This is a genomic window from Streptomyces candidus (assembly GCF_014207445.1).
GTDB classification, from domain to species: Bacteria; Actinomycetota; Actinomycetes; order Streptomycetales; family Streptomycetaceae; genus Streptomyces; species Streptomyces candidus.
In genome coordinates this window covers 64,320-86,491 of record NZ_JACHEM010000007.1, presented here as the reverse complement: position 1 = coordinate 86,491, position 22,172 = coordinate 64,320, and the positions used below count along the sequence as shown (strand labels likewise).

The 22,172-nt window shown below is 71.3% G+C and carries 20 protein-coding genes; 6 read left to right on the top strand and 14 right to left on the bottom strand.

Features of this window, described 5'->3' with window-relative positions; all coding sequences use genetic code 11:
• Positions 1–97: 97 nt before the first annotated feature.
• The 7 genes from HNQ79_RS15415 to HNQ79_RS15385 form a co-directional block, all read right to left on the bottom strand.
• Positions 98–886 carry an ABC transporter ATP-binding protein gene (locus HNQ79_RS15415; RefSeq protein WP_185031287.1) on the bottom strand — a complete coding sequence of 263 codons (789 nt, stop codon included), beginning with the start codon at positions 884–886 and terminating at the stop codon, positions 98–100.
• Entirely contained in the window at positions 879–1,808 is a 930-nt protein-coding gene (locus HNQ79_RS15410; protein WP_185031285.1) for an ABC transporter permease, read from the bottom strand. The genes HNQ79_RS15415 and HNQ79_RS15410 overlap by 8 nt, the downstream gene beginning before the upstream one ends.
• Positions 1,809–1,924: 116 nt before the next feature.
• Positions 1,925–2,770: a glycosyltransferase family 2 protein gene (locus HNQ79_RS15405; RefSeq protein WP_185031607.1), complete on the bottom strand. Its 846-nt coding sequence runs from the start codon at positions 2,768–2,770 to the stop codon at positions 1,925–1,927.
• A gap of 50 nt (positions 2,771–2,820) precedes the next feature.
• The gene (locus HNQ79_RS15400; protein WP_185031283.1) at positions 2,821–3,603 is read right to left on the bottom strand and encodes a CDP-alcohol phosphatidyltransferase family protein; all 783 of its coding nucleotides are present in this window, start codon (positions 3,601–3,603) and stop codon (positions 2,821–2,823) included.
• On the bottom strand, positions 3,578–4,645 hold the full coding sequence (locus HNQ79_RS15395) for an iron-containing alcohol dehydrogenase family protein (protein WP_185031281.1): 1,068 nt from the start codon (positions 4,643–4,645) through the stop codon (positions 3,578–3,580). The genes HNQ79_RS15400 and HNQ79_RS15395 overlap by 26 nt, the downstream gene beginning before the upstream one ends.
• The gene (locus tag HNQ79_RS15390) at positions 4,633–5,370 is read right to left on the bottom strand and encodes a phosphocholine cytidylyltransferase family protein (RefSeq protein ID WP_185031278.1); all 738 of its coding nucleotides are present in this window, start codon (positions 5,368–5,370) and stop codon (positions 4,633–4,635) included. The genes HNQ79_RS15395 and HNQ79_RS15390 overlap by 13 nt, the downstream gene beginning before the upstream one ends.
• Positions 5,367–7,139 carry a DUF5941 domain-containing protein gene (locus HNQ79_RS15385; RefSeq protein WP_185031605.1) on the bottom strand — a complete coding sequence of 591 codons (1,773 nt, stop codon included), beginning with the start codon at positions 7,137–7,139 and terminating at the stop codon, positions 5,367–5,369. The genes HNQ79_RS15390 and HNQ79_RS15385 overlap by 4 nt, the downstream gene beginning before the upstream one ends.
• A 412-nt stretch (positions 7,140–7,551) precedes the next feature.
• On the opposite strand from HNQ79_RS15385, the gene HNQ79_RS15380 reads away from it, so the two are divergent.
• On the top strand, positions 7,552–8,493 hold the full coding sequence (locus tag HNQ79_RS15380; protein WP_185031276.1) for a cation diffusion facilitator family transporter: 942 nt from the start codon (positions 7,552–7,554) through the stop codon (positions 8,491–8,493).
• A 156-nt stretch (positions 8,494–8,649) separates the two neighbouring features.
• Positions 8,650–9,252, top strand: coding sequence for an isopentenyl-diphosphate Delta-isomerase (idi, locus tag HNQ79_RS15375; protein ID WP_185031273.1), 603 nt, complete (start codon positions 8,650–8,652; stop codon positions 9,250–9,252).
• A 22-nt stretch (positions 9,253–9,274) separates the two neighbouring features.
• Here idi and HNQ79_RS15370 read toward each other — a convergent pair whose 3' ends face one another.
• Both HNQ79_RS15370 and HNQ79_RS15365 read right to left on the bottom strand, forming a co-directional pair.
• Complete coding sequence (locus HNQ79_RS15370; RefSeq protein ID WP_221507793.1) at positions 9,275–9,784, bottom strand: ATP-binding protein; 510 nt, start codon at positions 9,782–9,784, stop codon at positions 9,275–9,277.
• 150 nt (positions 9,785–9,934) lie between these two features.
• Complete coding sequence (locus HNQ79_RS15365) at positions 9,935–10,630, bottom strand: HdeD family acid-resistance protein (protein WP_185031269.1); 696 nt, start codon at positions 10,628–10,630, stop codon at positions 9,935–9,937.
• A gap of 92 nt (positions 10,631–10,722) precedes the next feature.
• Here HNQ79_RS15365 and HNQ79_RS15360 point away from each other — a divergent pair, with 92 nt between their 5' ends.
• A complete protein-coding gene (locus HNQ79_RS15360) occupies positions 10,723–11,487 on the top strand; it encodes an enoyl-CoA hydratase/isomerase family protein (protein WP_185031267.1) in 765 nt (254 codons plus the stop codon).
• A 34-nt stretch (positions 11,488–11,521) separates the two neighbouring features.
• Here the strand turns inward: HNQ79_RS15360 and HNQ79_RS15355 are convergent, their stop codons facing one another.
• Positions 11,522–12,166 (bottom strand): DJ-1/PfpI family protein, encoded by a 645-nt coding sequence (locus HNQ79_RS15355; protein WP_185031265.1) that lies wholly within the window; start codon positions 12,164–12,166, stop codon positions 11,522–11,524.
• Between the two features lie 68 nt (positions 12,167–12,234).
• Positions 12,235–13,227, bottom strand: a complete 993-nt coding sequence (locus HNQ79_RS15350; protein ID WP_185031263.1) for a GlxA family transcriptional regulator — start codon at positions 13,225–13,227, stop codon at positions 12,235–12,237.
• A gap of 110 nt (positions 13,228–13,337) precedes the next feature.
• Here HNQ79_RS15350 and HNQ79_RS15345 point away from each other — a divergent pair, with 110 nt between their 5' ends.
• Both HNQ79_RS15345 and HNQ79_RS15340 read left to right on the top strand, forming a co-directional pair.
• Complete coding sequence (locus tag HNQ79_RS15345) at positions 13,338–14,210, top strand: SCO6745 family protein (RefSeq protein ID WP_185031261.1); 873 nt, start codon at positions 13,338–13,340, stop codon at positions 14,208–14,210.
• A 331-nt stretch (positions 14,211–14,541) separates the two neighbouring features.
• A complete protein-coding gene (locus tag HNQ79_RS15340; RefSeq protein WP_185031259.1) occupies positions 14,542–17,025 on the top strand; it encodes a Tex family protein in 2,484 nt (827 codons plus the stop codon).
• Positions 17,026–17,210: 185 nt separating this feature from the next.
• Here the strand turns inward: HNQ79_RS15340 and HNQ79_RS15335 are convergent, their stop codons facing one another.
• Positions 17,211–18,422: an erythromycin esterase family protein gene (locus HNQ79_RS15335; protein WP_185031257.1), complete on the bottom strand. Its 1,212-nt coding sequence runs from the start codon at positions 18,420–18,422 to the stop codon at positions 17,211–17,213.
• Between the two features lie 97 nt (positions 18,423–18,519).
• Between HNQ79_RS15335 and HNQ79_RS15330 the strand changes: the two genes are divergently transcribed.
• On the top strand, positions 18,520–19,209 hold the full coding sequence (locus HNQ79_RS15330; protein ID WP_185031255.1) for a TioE family transcriptional regulator: 690 nt from the start codon (positions 18,520–18,522) through the stop codon (positions 19,207–19,209).
• 111 nt (positions 19,210–19,320) lie between these two features.
• On the opposite strand, the gene HNQ79_RS15325 is transcribed toward HNQ79_RS15330, so the two are convergent.
• A complete protein-coding gene (locus HNQ79_RS15325; RefSeq protein ID WP_185031253.1) occupies positions 19,321–20,958 on the bottom strand; it encodes an ABC-F family ATP-binding cassette domain-containing protein in 1,638 nt (545 codons plus the stop codon).
• Positions 20,959–21,025: 67 nt separating this feature from the next.
• Entirely contained in the window at positions 21,026–22,072 is a 1,047-nt protein-coding gene (locus HNQ79_RS15320) for an oxidoreductase (RefSeq protein WP_185031250.1), read from the bottom strand.
• Positions 22,073–22,172 lie beyond the last annotated feature (100 nt).

Genomic DNA, 22,172 nt, shown 5'->3' with positions numbered 1-22,172 from the left:
CGGCGGCCGCGGCCGTTGCGTCCGGACTCCGCTGACACGCGAGAGGGTCCCCGCCGGTTCCTGGCACCGGCGGGGACCCTGTCGTCGCGATTGCCGGCTACTTGCCGGTTTCCTTCTCGTACGCCTTGACGACTTCCTCGGTGGGGCCGTCCATCAGGAGTTCGCCCTTCTCCAGCCACAGGACGCGGTCGCAGGTGTCCCGGATCGACTTGTTGCTGTGGCTCACCAGGAAGACCGTGCCGGCCTCCTTGCGGAGTTCGCGGATCCGCTCCTCGGAGCGGATCTGGAACTTCCGGTCACCGGTGGCGAGGGCCTCGTCGATCATCAGGACGTCGTGGTCCTTGGCGGCCGCGATGGAGAAGCGCAGACGGGCCGCCATGCCGGAGGAGTAGGTCCGCATCGGCAGGGTGATGAAGTCGCCCTTCTCATTGATCCCGGAGAAGTCGACGATGCCCTGGTAGCGCTCGCGGATCTGCTCCCGCGACATGCCCATGGCCAGGCCGCCGAGGATGACGTTGCGCTCGCCTGTCAGGTCGTTCATCAGCGCCGCGTTGACGCCGAGGAGGGAGGGCTGGCCGTCGGTGTAGACCTTGCCGCTCTCGGCGGGCAGCAGGCCCGCGATGGCGCGCAGCAGGGTCGACTTGCCGGAGCCGTTGGAGCCGATGAGACCGATGGCCTCGCCGCGGTACGCCGTGAAGGACACTCCGCGCACGGCGTGCACCTTGCGTACGCCGCGGCCCTCCTCGGCCTTCTTGCCCCGCAGGATGCGGTTGAGTGCGGCGGTCGCGCCGCCCTTGCCGCCGCCGCCGGTGTGCACCCGGTAGACGATGTGCACGTCGTCGGCGATGACCGTGGGGACGCGCCCCTGGTTCTTGTCCTCAGCCACGGCCGTAACGCTCCTCAGCCTTCCAGAAGTACACGAAGCCGAGCACCCCGACGACGACCGCCCAGAGCAGCGCGGCCAGCCAGACGTGTGGCGGAAGCTTGTCCGCGCCGTAGCCGTCGATCAGCGCGAAGCGGATCAGGTCCATGTAGACGGCCGCCGGGTTCCACTGGAGGATGTCCGCGACCAGCGGCGAGTGCTTGTCGAGCATCTCCGGGATGCTGAACATGACGCCCGAGGCGTACATCCAGGTCCGCATGACGAACGGCATCAGCTGCGCCAGGTCCGGGGTCTTGGCGCCCATCCGGGCCATGATCATCGCCAGGCCGGTGTTGAACATGAACTGCAGCACCAGCGCGGGGAGCACCAGCAGCCACGACCAGGTCGGGAAGTTGCCGAAGGCCATGATGATCACCAGCAGCACGATCATCGAGTACAGCAGCTGCTGGAGCTGCTGCAGCGAGAAGGAGATCGGCAGCGAGGCGCGCGGGAAGTGCAGCGCCCGCACCAGGCCGAGGTTTCCGGAGATCGCCCGTACGCCCGCCATCACCGAGCTCTGGGTGAAGGTGAACACGAAGATGCCCGTGACCAGGAAGGGAATGTAGACGTCCGTGGACATCCCCCGGCCGGCCTTCAGGATGAGCCCGAAGATCAGGAAGTAGACCAGCGCGTTGAGCAGCGGGGTCGCCACCTGCCACAGCTGGCCCAGCTTGGCCTGGCTGTACTGGGCCGCCAGCTTCGCCGAGGAGAACGCCATGATGAAGTGGCGCCGCCCCCACAACTGCCGTACGTACTCGCCGAAACCGGGCCGGGCGCCGCTCACCGAGAGGTTGTACTTGGCGGCGAGCTGCGCCGGGGTCAGTCCCTCGTCTGGAGAGGGAGGGACGCTCATAGCGACCGCTCCGTCTTGGGAAGTGTCACTCACAAGTGGAAACTTTCGTCTTCAAAGATGCGCGAACCGGTCGGGCGCTGGCGCGCGGGTGTCCGGGTCCCGGGAGACAAAACCCGATGCCTGTCGGCCCGAGGTCTGTTCCGAGCCTGTCAGATGACGGGTGGTCGGCCCAGTCGGGTCAGCCGCCATACCGTACGCCACTTCATCGGGCGGCGCGGACCCGCGGGGGTGCTCCAGCCTTCCCGGAAGCCGCCGAACCACGCCTTCAGCGAGTCCTTGGACGGGCGCCGGGCGAGCGTGAGCAGCAGCCACACTCCCAGATAGAGGGGCACGAGGGGGGCGGGGAGGTTGCGGCGGGCGAGCCAGACCCGGTTGCGGGCCACCATGCGGTGGTAGACCGCGTGCCGGGAGGGGGTGGTGGTGGGGTGGTTGAGGACCATGTCCGCGCGGTACTCGATGCCCCAGCCCGCGTCGAGGGCCCGCCAGGCCAGATCGGTCTCCTCGTGGGCGTAGAAGAACTCGTCCGGAAGTCCGCCGACCTCCGCGAAGACCGTCGTACGGACGGCGTTGGCTCCGCCGAGGAAGGTCGTCACGCGGGAGGAGCGCAGGGGGTCCGAGGCGCGCAGGCGGGGTACGTGCCTGCGCTGGGTGACTCCGGTGTCCGGGTCGGCGATGCGGAAGCTGACGATGCCGAGCCTGCGGTCCGCCTCGAAGGCCTGCCGGCACAGCTGCGCGGTGTCGGTGTGCGGCAGCAGGCCGTCGTCGTCCAGGAAGAGCAGGACGTCGACGTCCGCGCCGGACGGGCCGAAGGCCTCGATGCCGGCGTTGCGGCCGCCGGGAATGCCGAGGTTCTCCGGCAGGTCGACGGTGCGCACGCCGTCCGGGACGCCGGTGACGGGGGCGCCGTTGCCGACGACCACGATGTCGACGGGGTCGCCCTCCTGCTTGTGCACGGAGTCGATGAGGGCACGCAGGTCGTCGGGGCGGTTGCCCATGGTGATGATGACGGCGCCGAGCTTCAGGGGCCCGGTCCCCCGGCCGCCGCTCACTTGAGCCTGCTGGAGGCGAGGATGGACACCAGGTGCAGGAGCGTCTGCAGGAGTGCGATGCCCGCGAAGACGGCCACGCCGAGCCGGGTGAAGAACAGGTCGTCCCGTACCGCGTCGAACACGGCCAGGACCAGGATCAGCAGCGACGCCTCGATGCCGAGGATCAGCCGGTGGAACTGGAGCATGGACGCGAGCTTGCGGGCGAGCGCCATCCTGGCCGAGCGCGGCACACTCGCCGACTCCTGCACCGGGGGCTTGCCGCCCTGGTGGCGGGCGACGGCGACGAGGTCGGTCTCCGCCTTGATCAGGATGGCGCCGAGCGCGGCGAGCGTGCCGAGGAAGGCCCACAGCCAGTCGATGCGGCCGGTGCCCCACAGGTCGGCGGCGCGCAGGCCCACGCCGACGAGCACCGCGGCGTCCGTCAGATAGGCGCCGACGCGGTCCAGGTAGACGCCGTTCAGAGAGAACTGCTTCTTCCAGCGGGCGACCTCGCCGTCGACGCAGTCGAGCAGGAGGTAGAGCTGTACCGCGACGACGCCGAGGACCGCGCCCCAGATGCCCGGCACCAGCAGGGCCGGTGCGGCGAGGACACCGCACACGGTCATGACGTACGTGAGCTGGTTGGGCGTGATGCGGGTGTTGACCAGGTACCGGTCGACCCGCAGGGAGACCTCGCGCATGTACAGGCGGCCGCCCCAGTGCTCGCCGCTGCGCCGGTCCTTGACGCCCGCGGGGTGAACGACGGGACGGAGTTCAGCTACTGATGGTCGTCTTGACATAGTCGGCGTAAGCGTCCCTGATCTGGTCTGCGGACAGGTCGAGGTGTTCCAGGATCGTGAAGCGTCCCGGGCGGGTCTGGGGGGCGTACTCGACGGCCTGGACGAACTCGTCGACGGTGAAGCCGATGTCGCCGGGCAGTACGGGCAGGTAGTGCCTGCGCAGTACGTCGGCGAAGAGCGCGGCCTCCTCGCGGGCGCCGCGCAGGTGCATCGCGAAGGCGGCGCCCACGGCGACCTGTTCGCCGTGCAGCGCGGCGCGCCGCGGGAAGAGCAGGTCGAAGGCGTGGCTGATCTCGTGGCAGGCCCCGGACGCGGGCCGGCTGTCGCCTGCCACGGTCATCGAGATGCCGGTGAGGACCAGGCCCTCGGCGAGCACCTTGAGGAAGGCGTCGTCAGCGATGGTGCCGGGGTGGCGCAGCACCGCTTCGCCGGCCTGGCGGGCCATGGCGGCGGCGAGTCCGTCGATGGAGTCGCCGTGCACCTCGTGGGCGAGTTCCCAGTCGGCGACGCAGGAGATGTTCGAGATGGCGTCGCCGATGCCGGACCGTACGAAACGGTCGGGGGCCTGGCGGATCACGTCGAGGTCGATGACGACGGCGATGGGGGTGGGGACGCCGTAGGAGCCCCGCCCGTTGTCGTTGTCGAGCGTGGCCACCGGGGAGCAGAGGCCGTCGTGGGCGAGGTTGGTCGCGACGGCGACCATCGGCAGGCCGACGCGGGCGGCGGCGTATTTGGCGACGTCGATGATCTTGCCGCCGCCGAGGCCGACCACGGCGTCGTAACGCTGCTTGCCCTTGATGTCGTCGGCGAGCTTGACCGCGGAGTCGATGGTTCCGTCGGCGACGGGGTACCAGTCGGCGTCCGGCAGGACCGGGGCGAGGCGCTCGCGCAGGGCCTGTCCTGAGCCGCCGCTGATGGCGATGGCGAGGCAGCCGGAACCGGAGATCCGCTGGTCGGCGAGGAGGCCCGCGAGGTCGTCGAGGGCACCGCGCGAGATGTCGACGGTGAGCGGGGAGGGGATCAGGCGGGTCAGTACTGGCACGCGATCTCCCGGCCCTTGGTGAGGTCGTCGTGGTTGTCGATCTCGACCCACTTGACGTCGCCGATAGGGGCCACGTCGATCGTGAAGCCCCGGTGGACGAGCTCCTGGTAGCCGTCCTCGTAGTAGAGGTCGGGGTCGCGCTCGAAGGTGGCCTTCAGGGCGTCGGCGAGTGCGTCGGCGGCTTCGCCCTCGATGAGGGTGACGCCGATGTACTCACCGGTGGCGGTCGCCGGATCCATCAGTTTGGTGATGCGCCGGACACCCTGGGCGGGGTCCGCGATCACCTTCATCTCCTCGTCGGCCAGGTGCTTGACCGTGTCGAGCGCGAGGATGATCTTCTTGCCGTCGCCGCGGGCGGCGAGCAGGGTCTTCTCGACGGAGACCGGGTGCACGGTGTCCCCGTTGGCGAGGATCACCGTGTGCCGGATCGCGTCGCGGGCGCACCACAGGGAGTAGGCGTTGTTCCACTCCTCGGCCTTGTCGTTGTCGATCAGCGTGAGCGTCAGACCGTACTTCGCCTCCAGCGCGGCCTTGCGCGCGTAGACGGCCTCCTTGCGGTAGCCGACGACGATCGCGACCTCGGTGAGCCCGATCTCGGCGAAGTTGCCGAGGGTGAGGTCGAGGATGGTGGTGTCGCCGTCCACGGGCACGAGGGCCTTGGGAAGCGTGTCGGTGTAGGGGCGAAGACGCCGTCCGGCGCCCGCCGCCAGTACCAGGCCGATCATGCGGGTTCTCCTTCGTCGTGTACGGCGGGTGCTCCCGAGGAGACCCAGAAACGAATGCTTTCGACGCCTGCCACCAGGGCGATGGCCACGGCAACGGCCGTGAGCGCGAGGGGGAAGCCGTCGGCGGGAACCAGCACGGCGAGCACCGCCACCAGCAGCGTGCGGCCCTCGTGCCCGCCGATCACCCGCACCAGCCAGTTCGGCGGGGCCCCGGAGCCGCCCTTGATGCGGTAAACCGTGTCGTAGTGGTGGTAGGCGACCGCGGCGACCAGCGCGAACGCGGCGGGCAGTGCTCCTGCGACGTCCGCCTCGACCGCGAGGATCAGGATCGCGCAGTACTCGGCGATCCTGAACAGCGGCGGAACCAGCCAGTCGAGCGCGCCCTTGAGGGACGCCCGCACGGCGAGGCCGCCGAAGAAGGCGTACAGCACGGCGGCGCCCACGAAGGTCCAGGTGCCGCCGTTGAGCAGCGCGCACACGACCAGGATCGCGGCGCCCGCGAGGGCGAGGACGGGAGCGAGGAAGCCTCCGCCGGGCCTGCCGTTGCGCGCGGTGGCCGCGACCGATTCGGCGAGCGCTCCCGAGTCCGCCAGGTCCGCCAGGGCCTGCGCGGCCCGGTCGGTGCGGGTCGCGCGCCTGGTCAGGGAGCGGAGCACCCGCCCCGCCGTCGTGTAGCAGGCCGCGAAGGCACAGCCGATGAGCAGGGCGTAGAAGACGGTGCGGGGGGTGGTGACGGCCGTGAGGACGGCGATCATGGCCCAGCGTTCGCCGATCGGCAGGACGATCATGCGCCGGACCCAGACCGTCCAGCCGACGCTGTCGAGCTTTCCGGAGAGGGCGGCGGTGGGGCTCGTGTTGCCCGTGGCGTCGTGGTTGGCCTCGTTGAAGGAGAAGTCCACGACGTGCCGGCAGGTCTGGAGGACCATCGCGCCCAGTGCCAGCGCCCACACGTCGTCGCCGCCGCGGATCGCGCCGAGGGCGAGGCCCGCGTAGTAGGCGTACTCCTTGGCGCGGTCGAAGGTGGCGTCCAGCCAGGCGCCCATCGTCGAGTACTGGAGCGAGTAGCGGGCGAGCTGCCCGTCGGTGCAGTCCAGGACGAAGGAGACGAGCAGCAGGAGTCCGGCCGCGACGTAGCCGCCGCGGGTACCGGTGGCCGCGCAGCCCGCCGCTACGAGCGCGGTGAGCAGCGACGCCGTGGTGACCTGGTTCGGGGTGAGGCCGCGGCGCGCGCACCAGCGGGCGAGATAGCGGGAGTACGGGCTGATGCAGTACGTCGTGAAGAAGCCGTCGCGGGACTTCACGGCGGTACGCAGGCGGACCGCCTCGTCGTCGACGGCGGCCACGGCCGCTTCGGTCTCCGTACGGGCGGCCTGGTCGTGCGGCACGGCGGCGACGAGCGAGCCGAGTTCCGGGCGCTGTACGGCGGTGCCCCCGGCATCGAGGGCGGCGGCCACCTCGTCGGGTGCGGTCAGCGGTGCGGTGCGCAGGGCCCGGCCGAGGGCGGCGCGCGCCTGGGGCTGGGCGGTGAGCGCACCGGGGACGGCCGCGGCGGGGAAGCGGGGGTCCGTCAGCCCCAGTCGCAGCGCGTGCACGTGGCCGACGAAGCGGGGGTCGACGAGGGCGACGCGCTCACCGGGTGGGACCGCGTCCAGGAGCTGCACGGTCGCGGCGGCGTCGGCGGCGGACCGCACGTCGAAGCCCAGCGACCGCAGATCGCCTTCGAGCGACGATCCGGGTACCGGCGGGCCGGTGAGGATGGCGGTCGACAGACGAACTCACTCCTTGAGCAGGGCTTCGTGAAGCCGCACGGTGCGCCCGCTCGGGGGTGGGCGGGGCGGCATCGGCAGAGGCTATCGGATGAACGGAAGGCGGATTTCACTGCCTGTTCATACGACGACAGGGTCGGCCGGACGTGGGACGACCGCCGCGATCATCATCGTTGATCACGTGCCCGCGCCACAAACCGCGGGTCCGGGAGCGGGCGGCAGTGTCGTCGCCCCCGTCACTCCGGGCTCCGCCGTTACGCCCCCCGGCCTTCTGACCTGCGTTCATTTCCGCAGGTCAGAGCACATGACAACGGTGTTCAGCTCCGGCTTGCCCATACCCCCTGCCCGTAGTTCACTGGGGTCGCGGGCCGATCGAGCCGGGCCCTCGTACACGAGTCTCAGGAGGGGTCTCTTCATGGGGGCTGGGCACAATCACGGGCATGCGCACGGTGGGCCGGCGCCCACCGGAACGGCTGCCGCCGCCTACAAGGGGCGCCTGCGGACAGCCCTCGGCATCACCCTCGGCGTGATGGTCGTGGAGATCGTCGGCGGTCTGCTCTCCGATTCCCTGGCCCTCATCGCGGACGCCGCGCACATGGCGACGGACGCCCTCGGGCTCGCGATGGCACTGCTCGCCATCCACTTCGCGAACCGCCCGCCCACCCGGAACGCCACCTTCGGGTATGCCAGGGCGGAGATCCTGGCCGCGCTCGCGAACTGTCTGCTCCTGCTCGGTGTCGGCGGTTATGTCCTCATCGAGGCGGTGCAGCGGTTCATCACACCGGCCGAAACCAAGGGCGGCCTGGCGATGGTCTTCGCCCTGGTCGGTCTGGTGGCCAACATGATTTCGCTGTCGCTGCTGGTCAAGGGGCAGAAGGACAGTCTCAACGTGCGCGGCGCCTACCTGGAGGTGCTCGCGGACGCACTGGGCTCGGTGACGGTGCTGGTCGCGGCGGGCATCATCGTGTTCACCGGGTGGAGCTACGCCGACCCGGTCGCCTCCCTGGTCATCGGACTCATGATCGTGCCGCGCACCTGGAAGTTGCTGCGCGAGACGCTCTCCGTACTGCTGGAGGCGGCCCCCAAGGGCGTGGACATGGCGGAGGTGCGCGAGCACATCCTGCGGACGCCCGGCGTGGAGGACGTGCACGATCTGCACGCGTGGACGATCACGTCGGGGATGCCGGTGCTGTCGGCGCACGTGGTGGTCAGCCAGGAACTCCTGGACTCCGTCGGGCACGAGAAGGTGCTGCACGAGCTGCAGGACTGCCTGGGGGACCACTTCGATGTGGAGCACTGCACTTTCCAGCTGGAGCCGAGCGGGCACGCGGTGCACGAGATGAAGGTCTGCCACTGAAGCGGCCTGCCCCGGACGGCACCGCCTGTCCCGTCGTGCGCGGATCGCCCGGTGCCGTGCCGGCGGCTCGTGTGCCGCCCTGCGCGTGACGGAAGTACGGACAAGCGGCTTTTGTACGGCAGACTTGGCAGCCGGGCACCGAAGCGAAGGATGGTTATGCCGACCACACCAGCCACTGCGGCGAACAGCGCACCGAACGGATCGGCGGACGCACCCCCCGAGATCCTCCTCGAACTGGTCGACGAGAGCGGCAACACCATCGGCACCGCGGAGAAGCTGTCCGCCCACCAGCCCCCCGGGCAGTTGCACAGGGCGTTCTCCGTCTTCCTCTTCGACGAGAAGGGGCGGCTGCTGCTCCAGCAGCGCGCGCTCGGCAAGTACCACTCCCCCGGTGTCTGGTCCAACACCTGCTGCGGTCACCCGTACCCGGCCGAGGGACCCTTCGCGGCGGCCGCCCGGCGTACGCACGAGGAGCTGGGTGTCTCCCCCACACTGCTCGCCGAGGCGGGCACGGTGCGCTACAACCACCCGGACCCCGCGTCGGGTCTGGTGGAGCAGGAGTTCAACCATCTCTTCGTGGGCCTGGTGCAGTCGCCGCTGCGGCCGGACCCGGAAGAGGTCGCGGACACGCAGTTCGTCACGCCGCAGGAGCTGGCCGAGCAGCACGCGAAGGACCCGTTCTCCGCGTGGTTCATGACGGTGCTGGACGCGGCACGCCCGGCGATCCGCGAGCTGACGGGCGACACCGTGGGCTGGTAGGGGCCGCCGGCTCCGTCGGTTCTCAGCCCGCGTGCAGCGGCAGTGCGGCCCAGATGACCTTGCCGCCGCTCGCGGTGTGCTCCACGTCGCAGGAGCCCCCGGCTTCGGCGGTGATCTCCCGTACCAGCAGCAGACCGCGGCCTCCGGTCTGTGCGTAGTCCGTCTCCAGCGGTCTGGGCCGGTACGGGTGGCTGTCCTCGACCGACACCCGGATCCAGTCCGCGCCGATGGCCACTTCGACGGCCAGCTCCGGGGAGAGCAGCGCCGCGTGTTTGACGGCGTTGGTGACCAGCTCGGAGACGATCAGCAGCAGGCTCTGCAGGACGTCGTCGTCGGCGGGCGCCCCCTGTCGGCGGATCAGGTCGCGTACGGCATGGCGGGCCTGCGGTACGGAGACGTCGACCGCCGGGGCGGTGAACCGCCAGACGCCCTCGTACGTGCGTGGACCCCCCGCGAACTCCGCCGCGCCACCGTCCGGAGGGGGATCGACAGCCCCGTCCGGGGGTGGGGCGCTCCCACGGCTCTCCTTCATCGGGCACCCGCCCTCACGCTCGGTCGTGACCACGTTCCGAGTGTTCGGGGCGGGGAGGTCCGGGCCGTCCCGCTGAACAGAAGTCAGCCCCAAGAGACACTTTGCGACCGATTCTGCGCAATGCGATGCCCGAAAAAGAACGAATGGCGATCAGTTCGGTGACCGGTCCTGACCTTCCGGCTTGCCGACGTCGGGCCGGCCCGAGGGACGCGGCGGTGTGGCCTCGTGCTCCGGCGCCCTGGGCGTTCCGGTGTGGGGCGCGGGCTCCGCGGCGTCGGGCCGCATCGCCTCCGAGACCATGGTGACGACCCTGCGTCCGCCGAATCCGATCGCCAGCAGGCCCAGTCCGTCGAACAGCAGGGCCAGCGAGAAGAAGGTGCCGAGGACGTACAGGCTGGACTGGGGCCAGTCGAAGAGCACCAGAATGCCGAGCAGCAGACCGAAGGCGCCTTGGACGAGGGTCCAGCCGAACTGCGGGCCGCGCACCACCACACTGCCGACGACGCGGAAGAGACCGCCGGTCAGGAAGAGCAGCGCGGCGAACATGGTCAGCGCTTCGGCGCTCCCGACCGGGTTCCGGATGACGACGACGCCCGCAGCGATGTTGAGCGCGGCGACGACGACGCCCAGCCAGAAGAAGTTGGTGCCGCGCGACTGGACCGACTGGAGCAGCCCGATGAGGCCGCCTGCCAGCAGCAGCCAACCGAAGAGCACCATCGAGGTGAGGGTGGCGAAGCCGGTGTACACCAGGCCGACCACGCCCCCGATGACCAGCAGGATGCCGAGGAATGCCAGCCGGCCGAAATCCCGGCTCAGTTTCTTGCTCTCGCGGGTCTGTTCCACCATGTGAGCGCTCCTCGGTCGGTGCCCGTGCTGCGTCGGTCCCCCGCCCCGATCTCCCGATCATAGTTTCGGTGCGGCCGGATAGCATCCGGCGGATGGAGACGAAATCCTGCGTGGAGTACGGCGTCGACGCTGCGGTGGCCACTGTCGTCATCAACAACCCCGCCAAGCGCAACGCGATGACGGCCGGGATGTGGCAGGCACTGCCCGCACTGCTGGCCGCGCTCGCGAGCGACCCCGGGGTGCGCGCGCTGGTGCTCACGGGCGAGGGGAACACCTTCTGCGCCGGGGCGGACATCTCCACGCTGCGTGAGCCGGGGGCGGCCGGTGGTACGCCGCAGGAGCTGGCGGTACGTGCCGAGGAGGCGCTCGCGGCGTTCCCCAAGCCGACGCTGGCCGCCGTGCGCGGGTACTGCGTGGGCGGCGGGAGCCAGCTCGCGGCGGCGTGCGATCTGCGCTTCGCGGAGGAAGGGGCGCGCTTCGGGGTGACGCCGGCCAAACTCGGCATCGTCTACCCGTCGTCCTCCACGCGTCGGCTGACCGCACTGGTGGGCCCTTCGGCCGCCAAGTACCTCCTCTTCTCGGGCCAGTTGATCGACGCGGAGCGGGCGCTGCGCACCGGGTTGGTCGACGAGGTCCTTCCGGCCGGTCAACTCGACAAGCGGGTGGCAGAGTTCACCGGCGTCCTGGTGTCGCGCTCGCAGCTCACCCAGGCGGCGGCGAAGGAGTTCACGGACGGACGCACCGGCCGGGACGCGTACTGGGCGGAGCAGGCGCAGGGCAGCGGCGACACCGCGGAGGGTGTCGCCGCCTTCCTGGAACGGCGCGCACCGCGCTTCGCATGGCACCCGGGCGGATGACCCCACCGAACGGCGCCCTGCCGCCTGCCTGTCGTCAACTGTCCACGTTTTCCTGCTCCTTGGCGTTGGCGCGCCAGTAGGCGACGAGGTCCGCAGGGGCCTTCGCCGGGGAGCCCGCGTCGAACGGCGGCTGCGGGTCGTACTCGACCATCAGCTGGATACTCTGGGCGGCGAACTCGCCCGCGATCCGTTCCGCCAGGGTGAGGCCCATGTCGATGCCGGAGGAGACTCCGGCGGCGGTGACGTACTTGCCGTCGAGGACGACCCGCTCCCCCGTCGCCTCCACGCCGAGTCCGGCCAGGGTCTCCAGGGCGAGCCAGTGGGAGGTGGCACGTCGGCCGGCCAGCAGACCCGCGGCGGCGAGTGCGAGGGAACCGGTGCAGACGGAGGTCGTCCAGGTGGTGGTGGGGTCGACGGCGCGGAGCCAGTCGTGGAGGGCCTCGTTCTCCAGCTGACTCGACCGGACGGGGCCGCCCGGGACGACCACGACGTCCGGGCGGGTCACCTCGTCGAAGGACTTGGTGGCGAGGAGGGAGAGCTCCCGCCGGTCGTTGAGGACCGGTCCGGGCTGTGCGGCGACGAAGACGGTCTCCGCACCGGGCAGGTGGCCGAGGGTGTCGTACGGGCCGATGGCGTCGAGGGCGGTGAAGTTCTCGTACAGGGCGATGGCGATCTGCATGGTGCGCTCCCCACGTCTTGCTGGAAAGTCGGTAGCTGTGCCGGGTCGGCGGTGCGCGGTGGCCCGAGTCAGCCCGCGGGCACGGATCTGAAGCGGCGGCGGTACTCGGCGGGGCCCGTGCCGAGGGTCCTGACGAAGGCGCGGCGCATGGCCTCGGGGGTGCCGTAGCCGCAGGCGCGTGAGACGGCCTCCACGCCGTCGGAACCGTCCTCCAGCAGGCGGCGGGCGTGCTCGATGCGCACCCGTTCCACGTAGCGGCCGGGGGTGGTTCCGGTTTCGGCCCGGAACGCGCGGGCGAAGTGCCGTGGGGAGAGGCGGGCGCGGGCGGCCAGGGACTCGACGGACAGGTCGGCGTCCGGATGCTCCGAGATGTGCCGCTGCACCTCGCGCAATGGGTCGCGCACGGCGGTCTGGGCAGCCAGCTGGGCGCTGAACTGGGCCTGGTTTCCGGGCCTGCGCAGAAAGACGACCAGGTGCCGGGCGACGGTCAGGGCGGCCTCCCGGCCGTGGTCCTCCTCGACGAGCGCGAGCGCGAGGTCGATGCCGGAGGTGACCCCGGCGGAGGTGGACAGGTGCCCGTCGCGTACGTAGATGGCGTCGGGATCCACGTCCACGCGGGGGTGCTGCCGGGCCAGGCGCTCGCTGTAGAACCAGTGCGTGGCGGCCCGGCGCCCGTCCAGCAGCCCGGCCTCGGCCAGCGGGAAGGCGCCCGTGCAGACGGAGACGAGGCGTCCGGCGTGCGGGGCGTGGGTGCGCAGCCAGGCGATCAGTTCCGGGTCGGTGTCCCGGGTCCCTTCGCCCCCGGGAACCAGGAGCGTGACAGCGGGTCCCCGGCCGTCGGCGAGGAGGTCCGCGGCCTCCGCCAGAGCGAGGTCCGGAGTGACGTGCAGGCCGCTGCTGGTACGGACCGCTGCGCCGTGCCGGGAGGCGGTGCGGATGTCGTACGGGATGCCGGTGACCTGGCCGGCGCCCGCGAAGACCTCGATCGGACCGGTCACGTCGAGGCTCTGCACGCCGTCGAAGAGCACGGCCAGGACGAGTGGAGGGCGCTGCTGCGTCATGGCTCCATGCTGGTGGCCCCGGCGGATGGCTGCAATGACGAGTCCCCCTCCTTTCCTGCCATCCCTCTCAGATCTGTACCTCCGTACCAACCAGTCGGTAACGTGCGGGTATGACTGAGACCTCCTCGCTCCCCCCGCGCGCCGGACGGCGCTGCCACAACCCCCTCAACGCACTCCACTCCACGGTCTACTTCTCCCCCGAGTACGCCGCCGAGCTGGCTTCGATCGGAATCGACGACCCGGAGGCCCCGTTCTTCGTGGGCCGGGTCGCCGCCCTGGGCCAGGTCGGCCCCGGCGTGGTCGCCGCCGCGTTCTACAACTACAACCACGACCTGATCGCCAAGGTCCTGCCGGCGCTCTGGGAGACCGTGTCCCCCGAGGCCGTGCTCGGGGCGCGGATGCGTGCCGCGGACGTCGCGCTGCGCCGGCTGCTCGGCGCGGAGATCATCGCGTCCGACGAGATGGCGGAGGCCGCGGAGCTGGCGGTGCGTGCCACCGAGGCATGCACCCGCCAGGCCAGGCCGCTCTACGCGGCCCACGCCGACCTGCCGATGCCCGAGGTTCCGCACCTCGCGCTCTGGCACGCGGCGACGCTGCTGCGCGAGCACCGCGGTGACGGCCATCTCGCCGCCCTGCTCACCGCCGGGCTCGACCCCGTCGAAGCGCTGGTCAGCCACACCGCCACCGGAAAGGGCATGAACCCGCGCTGGGTCATGCGCACCCGGGGCTGGTCGCAGGCCGACTGGGACGCGGCCGGTGAGCGGCTGCGCAAGCGCGGACTCCTGGACGCCGAGGGCGAGTTGACGGAAGCCGGTGTCGCGCTGCGTGCGGACGTCGAGGACACCACGGACCGGCTCGACCTGGCGCCGTACGAGCACCTGGGTGCGGCCGGGGTCGAGCGGCTGACAGAGCTGGGCCGGGGCTTCCTGATGACGGCGGCGACGGCGGGGGCGTTCCCGGAGACGCTGGTCGGGAAGGGCTGACGGCGGGCCGGTACCTCGCGTGAGGCGGGCACGGGGACGGCGTCCGGTGGGGGGCCGCCCCCGTGCCCACCTCACCCGAGTACTCGGTCCGCTCGCACCGGGGGAACCCCCGGTGCCCCTCCCCGGGCGGCGGTCCCGCTGTCCAAGAGGGCTACGGGGGGAGGCGGCCTCGCCATCCCAGGGGGTGGCGGGGGTGGCGCCAAGCGCCCGGGAGGGCTCGCGTGAGGGTGGGCGGATGCGGGCCCGGGGGTGCGGGCACGGCAGAATGCAGGGGCATCCCTGTTGAGGTGCGCCATGCACTGCCCGTAGGAGAAGGCGAGTCGGTTACACCGTGACGACGTCCATCGAAAGCATCGAAACAAGGATCGCCGGGGAACTCGGCGTCAAGGACCGTCAGGTCAGGGCCGCCGTTGAGTTGCTCGACGGCGGCTCGACCGTTCCGTTCATCGCTCGCTACCGCAAGGAAGCGACCGAAATGCTCGACGACGCGCAGCTGCGCACGCTGGAGGAGCGGCTGCGGTACCTGCGGGAGCTGGAGGACCGCCGGGCGGCGATTCTGGATTCCGTACGGGAGCAGGGCAAGCTGGACGCGGGGCTGGAGGCGCAGATCCGCAGCGCCGAGACGAAGGCGCGGCTGGAGGACATCTACCTCCCCTTCAAGCCGAAGCGGCGGACCAAGGCGCAGATCGCTCGCGAGGCGGGCCTGGCACCGCTGGCGGACGGGCTGCTGGCGGACCCGTCCGTGGATCCGCTCGCCGCTGCCGCGGCCTTCGTCGACGCCGACAAGGGCGTCGCGGACGCGGCGGCAGCGCTGGACGGTGCACGGTCGATCCTCACCGAGCGTTTCTCGGAGGACGCCGACCTGATCGGCGAGGTGCGCGAACGGATGTGGACACGCGGCCGGCTGGTGGCGAAGGTCCGGGAGGGCAAGGAGGAGGCGGGCGCGAAGTTCGCGGACTACTTCGACTTCGCGGAGCCGTTCACGGCGTTGCCCTCGCACCGGGTGCTGGCGATGCTGCGCGGCGAGAAGGAGGACGTGCTCGATCTCGTCCTGGAGCCCGAGGAGCCGTCGGACGAGCCCGGTCCGAGTACGTACGAACGCATGGTCGCGCGCCGGTTCGGGATCGCGGACCGGGGCCGCCCCGGCGACAAGTGGCTCGCGGACACGGTGCGGTGGGCGTGGCGGACGCGGATCCTGGTGCACCTGGGGATCGACCTGCGGCTGAGGTTGCGTACCGGGGCGGAGGACGAGGCGGTACGGGTCTTCGCGGCGAACCTGCGTGACCTGCTGCTCGCCGCGCCCGCCGGGACGCGGGCGACGCTGGGCCTGGACCCCGGTTTCCGTACCGGTGTGAAGGTCGCGGTCGTGGACTCCACCGGCAAGGTGGTGGCCACCGACGTCATCCATCCGCACGTGCCCGCGAACCGCTGGGACGAAGCGCTGGCCAAGCTGGCCCGGATGGCGGCGGAGCACTCCGTCGAGCTGATCGCCATCGGGAACGGGACCGCGTCCCGTGAGACCGACAAGCTCGCGGGCGAACTGATCGCGAAGCACCCGGAGTTGCAGCTGACGAAGGTCATGGTGTCGGAGGCGGGGGCCTCCGTCTACTCGGCGTCGGCCTTCGCCTCACAGGAACTGCCGGACATGGACGTGTCGTTGCGGGGTGCCGTTTCCATCGCGCGCAGGCTTCAGGATCCGCTGGCCGAACTGGTGAAGATCGACCCCAAGTCGATCGGTGTCGGCCAGTACCAGCACGACCTCTCGGAGGTGAAGCTCTCACGGTCGCTGGACGCGGTGGTCGAGGACTGTGTGAACGGGGTGGGGGTGGACGTCAACACGGCGTCCGCGCCGCTGCTTTCGCGGGTTTCGGGCATCGGGTCGGGTCTGGCGGAGAACATCGTCGCGCACCGGGACGCGAACGGGCCCTTCAGGTCGCGCAAGGCGCTGAAGGACGTGGCCCGTCTCGGCCCGAAGGCGTACGAGCAGTGCGCGGGCTTCCTGCGCATCCGGGACGGCGAGGACCCGCTGGACGCGTCGAGCGTGCACCCGGAGGCGTATCCGGTCGTACGGGCGATGGTGAAGTCGGCGGGGGCGGAGGTCGGTTCGCTCGTCGGGAACGTGGGAGTTCTGCGGTCGCTGCGCGCCGAGGAGTTCGTCAACGAGAAGTTCGGGCTGCCGACCGTCTCCGACATTCTCCGGGAACTGGAGAAGCCGGGGCGGGACCCGCGTCCGGCCTTCAGGACGGCTACGTTCAAGGAGGGCGTGGAGAAGCTCGGGGACCTGGCGCCCGGCATGATCCTGGAGGGTGTCGTCACGAATGTGGCCGCGTTCGGGGCGTTCGTCGACATCGGGGTGCACCAGGACGGACTGGTGCACGTCTCGGCTCTGTCGAAGACGTTCGTGAAGGACCCGCGGGACGTGGTGAAGCCGGGGGACGTGGTGCGGGTGAAGGTGCGGGACGTCGATGTTCCGCGGAAGCGCATTTCGCTGACGCTGCGGTTGGAGGACGAGGCGGGGGGTTCGCCGGGCGGGCCCGGGGAGCGGTCCGGGACCGGGGCCGATTCGGGTTCCGCTTCCGGTTCCGCGCGTGCGCCGCAGCAGCGGCGGGGTGGCGGCGGCGGTCAGGACAAGGGTGGCCGGGGACGGGGCTCGGGTTCGGGGCGTCAGCAGCAGGGCGGGAGTGGGGGCGCCGGGCGCTCGGGGGCGGGGTCCGGGTCGGGATCCGGGTCGAGGTCAGCGGCGGCTCCGGCCAACAGCGCGATGGCGGATGCGTTGCGCAAGGCGGGGTTGGTGGATCGGGGGAAGCGGGGCTGAGGTGCGCGGGGGCTGAGAGGGACCGGGCGGTCCCGGGGCCGGCGCGCAGGGGCAAGGGGAGGCGTTGCCGGGGGCGGCCCCCTTGCCCGCCCTCCCCCGAGCACTCGGCTTCGCTCGCGCAGCGGGGCCCCCACGCACCCGGGGGCGGCCCCGCTGCCCAAGGCGGCCGGCGGGGGGTGACGAGGCTAACGGGGGGCGGGGGTGTCCTTGAGGAAGACGAGTGCGTTGATGCGGGGCAGATGGGTCGGGTCGAGCGGGGCGTAGCCGAACCAGGGGGACTCGCGGGGCCGGAGTGGTAGGTCGCCGAGGAAGGTGGACAGGCGCCCGGCGTCGAGGAGGAAGCGGCCCTCGGAAAGTGCGTGGAGGAGGCCTTCGAGGGTGTCCTGCGGCGGCGTGTCCACTCCTTGGTGCCGGATGGTGCCGAGTGCCGTGGCGACGAAGGCGTACTGCTCCCCCAGGTGGGTGCTCACCAGCGCACCGGCGCTCCACCATTCCAGCAGCGGGTGGTCCCACATCCGTATCGTGCTCTTCTCCCGCTGGAGGTGGCTGTTGTGGGCGTGGGCCAGGAGGGGGCTCCGCTCGGCGAGGGCGAGGAGGTTGTCGGCCATCATCTGGTCCCGCACGCCCAGCAGCCGGGTCATGCGGCTCGGTGACGTATCGGCCATCCAGTAGTGGTAGCGCAGCAGGCCGACGGCGGTCCGTCCGTACAGGCGGGCCCTTTCCCAGACGTCCCGAGAGGTCGCGGCGACCAGGTGGGGTGCCTGTGCGTCCAGCAGCGCCACCAGGTCGTCGGCGAGCACCCGTAGCCGGTCCGCCTCGGTCGACCGGCCGACGGAACGAGCCGGGTCCCTCATCGCGGCGGGATCGGTCCACCGGTCGTCGTCGCCCAGCAGCCGGTCGAGCGTCTCCGGGGTGCAGGGGAACAGGCCGGCGTCCACCGCGGCCGACGTGAGACAGGCGTGGAGTGCGGTGAGGGCCTTCCGGGGGCTCTCGGCGTGGGAGATCTCCAGCGGACCGTCGAAGCCCGCGAGGCGAACCTGGTCGTCTGCGGGTCGTTCCTCGTTGAACTCGCGGGCCCAGCGCACGAGTTCGCGGTTGGCGGTGGAGGCGCCGAGCCCGTGGCTGAACCCTCGCCGCATGACGTCGTCGAGGGTGCCGGTGCCGGAGGTGACGTAGTCGTCCACCCGCAGGCCCCTCAGGCAGTCGCTCTCGATCGCAACGGTTCGGTAGCCCTCCTGCTCGACGAGCTGCCGGAACAGCTCGTTGCGCACGTCGAGCAGGACGTCCTCCCCATGGGTGGGCTCCCCAAGGGCGAGCACTCGGGGACGGCCGGGCAGCAGTTCCATGACTGAGGCGGCGGTGACGGAACGGGTCATGCTCTTGAGGTCCGTGGTCATGCCTTCAACGGTATCTTTGAACCTTCGGTGGAAGCTTTTCGGCGCTCAGGGCCGCGAAGCGAGGTGAAGCGAGGTAAAAGTCTCAAGGGGCAGAAACATGCGGCCGATCGATTTGGCGCGCGGGCACGGGCTGTCCACGCAGGCCGTACGGAATTACGAGGACGCCGGCATCCTTCCGCCCGCCGACCGCACCCGCTACGGGTACCGCGTGTACACCGCGCTGCACGCGGGGGCCCTGCGCGCCTTCCTCGCCCTGCTTCCCGGCCACGGGCACCCGACGGCCACGGCGGTCATGCGGGCGGTGAACCGGGCGGCGGCCGACGAGGCGTTCCGGCTCATCGACGAGAGCCACGCGCAACTCCTGGAGGACCGGCGAACGCTGCAGGCCGTGGAGAGCGCCCTGCACGACCTGGACCCCGAACAGACGCCGCAGCCCGGGGACATGTTCATCGGACCGCTGGCAGGACACCTCGGCATCCGGCCCGCGACGCTGCGCAAGTGGGAGCGCGCGGGGCTGGTGTGCCCGCGCCGCGACCCGCGGACCGGCTACCGCGTCTACAGCGGGGCGGATGTGCGGGACGCCCGGCTGGCCCGTCAACTCCGCAGGGGCGGACACCCGTTGGAGCGGATCGCCCCACTGATCGCCCAGGTGCGCACGGCCGGCGGTCTGGAGCCGCTGGAGGCGGCGCTGGGCGACTGGCGCGGTCGGCTGTCCGCCCGGGGGCGGGCGATGCTGGCCGGGGCCGCCGAACTGGACGCCTATCTCCGCGAGCGCGAGCGCGAGTGAGGCGCGGGCCTCCGACCGGGGCGGGCCGGGGCCGTGTCGGGCGAACCGGGGCCCCGGGGCAGCGGCTCGCGTGAACAGAGCCGCATCACCCCGGAGCCCGCGACCGCGGGATCAGAGTTCGGTGACCCTGCCCTCCGCGACTTCCACGCGCCGTGTGGTGCGTACCGCGTCCAGCATGCGGCGGTCGTGCGTGACCAGGAGAAGTGTTCCCTCGTACGAGTCGAGGGCCGACTCCAGTTGCTCGATGGCCGGCAGGTCGAGGTGATTGGTCGGCTCGTCCAGGACGAGGAGGTTGACGCCCCTGCCCTGGAGGAGGGCGAGCGCCGCGCGGGTGCGTTCGCCCGGGGAGAGGGTGGTGGCCGGGCGCACTACGTGCTCGGCGCGCAGCCCGAACTTGGCGAGCAGCGTGCGCACTTCGGCCGGTTCCGTGTCGGGGACGGCGGCCGAGAAGGCGTCCAGCAGGGTTTCCGCACCGTGGAAGAGGCCGCGCGCCTGGTCGACCTCGCCGACGACCACGCCGGGCCCCAGGGCCGAGTCCCCCTCGTCGAGCGGGAGCCGGCCCAGCATCGCGGCCAACAGGGTCGACTTGCCCGACCCGTTGGCGCCGGTGATGGCCACCCGGTCGGCCCAGTCGATCTGGAGGGAGACCGGCCCGAAGGTGAAGTCGCCGCGGCGCACCAGAGCCTGACGCATCGTCGACACCACGGCGCCGGAGCGCGGGGCGGCCGCGATCTCCATCCGGAGTTCCCATTCCTTGCGGGGTTCCTCCACCACGTCGAGTCGTTCGATCATGCGCTGGGTCTGGCGGGCCTTGGCGGCCTGCTTCTCGCTCGCTTCGCTGCGCATGTTGCGGCCGAGCTTGTCGCCGTCGGTGGACTTGCGGCGGGCGTTGCGCACGCCCTTGTCCATCCAGCCGCGCTGCATCTGCGCCCGCCCCTCCAGGGAGGCCTTCTTGTCCGCGAACTCCTCGAACTCCTCGCGCGCGTGCCTGCGTGCCGTCTCGCGCTCCTCCAGGTAGGCCGCGTATCCGCCGCCGAACAGCTTGATCTGCTGCTGGGCGAGATCGAGTTCGAGGACCTTGGTGACGGTGCGGGTGAGAAACTCCCGGTCGTGACTGATGACGACCGTGCCCGCGCGCAGGCCCTTGACGAAGTTCTCCAGACGGTCGAGGCCGTCCAGGTCGAGGTCGTTGGTGGGCTCGTCGAGCAGGAAGACGTCGTACCGGGACAGCAGCAGCGAGGCGAGCCCCGCGCGGGCGGCCTGGCCGCCGGACAGGCCCGTCATCGGCTGGTCGAGGCCGACGGTCAGGCCGAGGGACGCGGCGACCTCCTCGGCCCGCTCGTCGAGGTCCGCGCCGCCGAGGTCCAGCCAGCGGTCGAGGCCCGCGGAGTACGCGTCGTCGGCGCCCGGCGCTCCGTCGACGAGGGCCTGGGTGGCTGTGTCCAGGGCGAGCTGGGCGTCGGCCACCCCGGTGCGGCGGGCCAGGAAGTCCCGTACCGTCTCGCCCTCGCGGCGCTCCGGTTCCTGCGGGAGGTGGCCGACGGTGGCGGCGGGCGGGGAGAGCCGCAGCTCGCCGCCCTCGGGGGTGTCCAGGCCCGCGAGGAGGCGCAGCAGGGTGGATTTGCCCGCCCCGTTGACGCCCACGAGGCCGATCACGTCGCCGGGTGCGACGACGAGGTCGAGCCCCGAGAAGAGGGTGCGGTCGCCGTGGCCGGCGGCGAGGTCTTTGGCGACGAGGGTTGCAGTCATGAGGGGTCGATCCTAATCGAGGCGTCGCGGGTCCCGCCCGGCCAGGCCGGACCGGCGATCCCGCGGCTCACCTCAGCATCGGGGCCGCCAGTACGCCGCCCATGGTGCGGGCCACCACGTAGCAGCGGCCGCGGGCCGCCTCGCCTTCGACGGGGATGCGGTGCCTGCCCGGTTCGAGCAGGCCGTCGAAGACTTCGTGGCTGTGGGTGCGGTGCAGCCGGTCCTGGCGGTGGGCCACCAGTTGGACCCGGCACGTGGAGGTGACCTCGACGCCCGCCTCGCCGTCCGCCGCGACGAGCATGGTCAGCCGTCGCTGGTGCGGCGGGGTGCTGTCGAGCGCGTGTTCTATCTGCGCGACGAGTACGGGGATGATCGGGGCGAGCCCCTCCACGTACGCGGGTTCGACGCCCGCGCGGGCGAAGGCGGCCCGGACCGCCGCCTTCTCGTGTGCGGCGACCCGGCTGCCGAAGGCCACCGCCCCGTACGTCCTGATCTCGTCCGGCGGGACCCGGTCGGCGTTCTCGGTGATCTCGGCGCCGATGTTGGTCGTACGCAGGGCCGCCGCGAGTCGGGCGAGGACGGCGACGCGGCTGCCGATGAGCAGGACGCGGCGGCGCAGCGTCGAGGCGGCCGTGCTGCCGTCGTCCTGGTCGTCGTCCGGGAGGAGGCGGGCCAGTTCGGTGCGGTACTGGACGGAGTCGAAGCGGAACGGGCCGATCCCGTGGTAGCCGTCGCGTTCCAGGTTGGTGGTGGCCGTGGTCTGCCAGGCGAAGTCGCGCCAGACGACGTCCGGTCCCTCCCTCTCGATGACGGCGGTGACCGCACCGCATTCGAGGCTTTCGCACTCGGGGCAGCCGTAGAGGACGTACCGTCCGCCGGGAAGCGGGGGCGCGGCTTCCAGGAGGAGCCTGCGGACCTGGGTGGTGAAGATGGCGGGCGGGATGTCGGAGGCCAGCGGGGACACGGCGTCGAGGTCGCAGAGCTGGTGCAGGAGGGGGCGGCCGTCGACGGTGAAGTCCATGAAGTCGCGGTGCAGTTGGTGGGCGCCGTTGGGCAGTACTCCCCCGGTCCGTATCGCCGGGGCCAGTCCGAAAGTCGCGTGCGCGGCAGACATGGGGTGAGTATTCCCGGTGAAGTCCCGTTGTGCGCACGACCTCGTGATTTCGGCCGGGCACGCCGGCGGACGTCGTGGTGGGGTCGCTGAGGACGGCGTC

What these genes read in the sequence shown, in the direction of transcription:
- HNQ79_RS15405 (WP_185031607.1), bottom strand. Translation starts at nt 2,770, where the DNA reads ATGGGCAACCGCCCCGACGACCTGCGTGCCCTCATCGACTCCGTGCAC.
- HNQ79_RS15400 (WP_185031283.1), bottom strand. Translation starts at nt 3,603, where the DNA reads ATGTCAAGACGACCATCAGTAGCTGAACTCCGTCCCGTCGTTCACCCC.
- HNQ79_RS15390 (WP_185031278.1), bottom strand. Translation starts at nt 5,370, where the DNA reads ATGATCGGCCTGGTACTGGCGGCGGGCGCCGGACGGCGTCTTCGCCCC.
- HNQ79_RS15380 (WP_185031276.1), top strand. Translation starts at nt 7,552, where the DNA reads ATGGGGGCTGGGCACAATCACGGGCATGCGCACGGTGGGCCGGCGCCC.
- idi (WP_185031273.1), top strand. Translation starts at nt 8,650, where the DNA reads ATGCCGACCACACCAGCCACTGCGGCGAACAGCGCACCGAACGGATCG.
- HNQ79_RS15370 (WP_221507793.1), bottom strand. Translation starts at nt 9,784, where the DNA reads ATGAAGGAGAGCCGTGGGAGCGCCCCACCCCCGGACGGGGCTGTCGAT.
- HNQ79_RS15365 (WP_185031269.1), bottom strand. Translation starts at nt 10,630, where the DNA reads ATGGTGGAACAGACCCGCGAGAGCAAGAAACTGAGCCGGGATTTCGGC.
- HNQ79_RS15360 (WP_185031267.1), top strand. Translation starts at nt 10,723, where the DNA reads ATGGAGACGAAATCCTGCGTGGAGTACGGCGTCGACGCTGCGGTGGCC.
- HNQ79_RS15355 (WP_185031265.1), bottom strand. Translation starts at nt 12,166, where the DNA reads ATGCAGATCGCCATCGCCCTGTACGAGAACTTCACCGCCCTCGACGCC.
- HNQ79_RS15350 (WP_185031263.1), bottom strand. Translation starts at nt 13,227, where the DNA reads ATGACGCAGCAGCGCCCTCCACTCGTCCTGGCCGTGCTCTTCGACGGC.
- HNQ79_RS15345 (WP_185031261.1), top strand. Translation starts at nt 13,338, where the DNA reads ATGACTGAGACCTCCTCGCTCCCCCCGCGCGCCGGACGGCGCTGCCAC.
- HNQ79_RS15335 (WP_185031257.1), bottom strand. Translation starts at nt 18,422, where the DNA reads ATGACCACGGACCTCAAGAGCATGACCCGTTCCGTCACCGCCGCCTCA.
- HNQ79_RS15330 (WP_185031255.1), top strand. Translation starts at nt 18,520, where the DNA reads ATGCGGCCGATCGATTTGGCGCGCGGGCACGGGCTGTCCACGCAGGCC.
- HNQ79_RS15325 (WP_185031253.1), bottom strand. Translation starts at nt 20,958, where the DNA reads ATGACTGCAACCCTCGTCGCCAAAGACCTCGCCGCCGGCCACGGCGAC.
- HNQ79_RS15320 (WP_185031250.1), bottom strand. Translation starts at nt 22,072, where the DNA reads ATGTCTGCCGCGCACGCGACTTTCGGACTGGCCCCGGCGATACGGACC.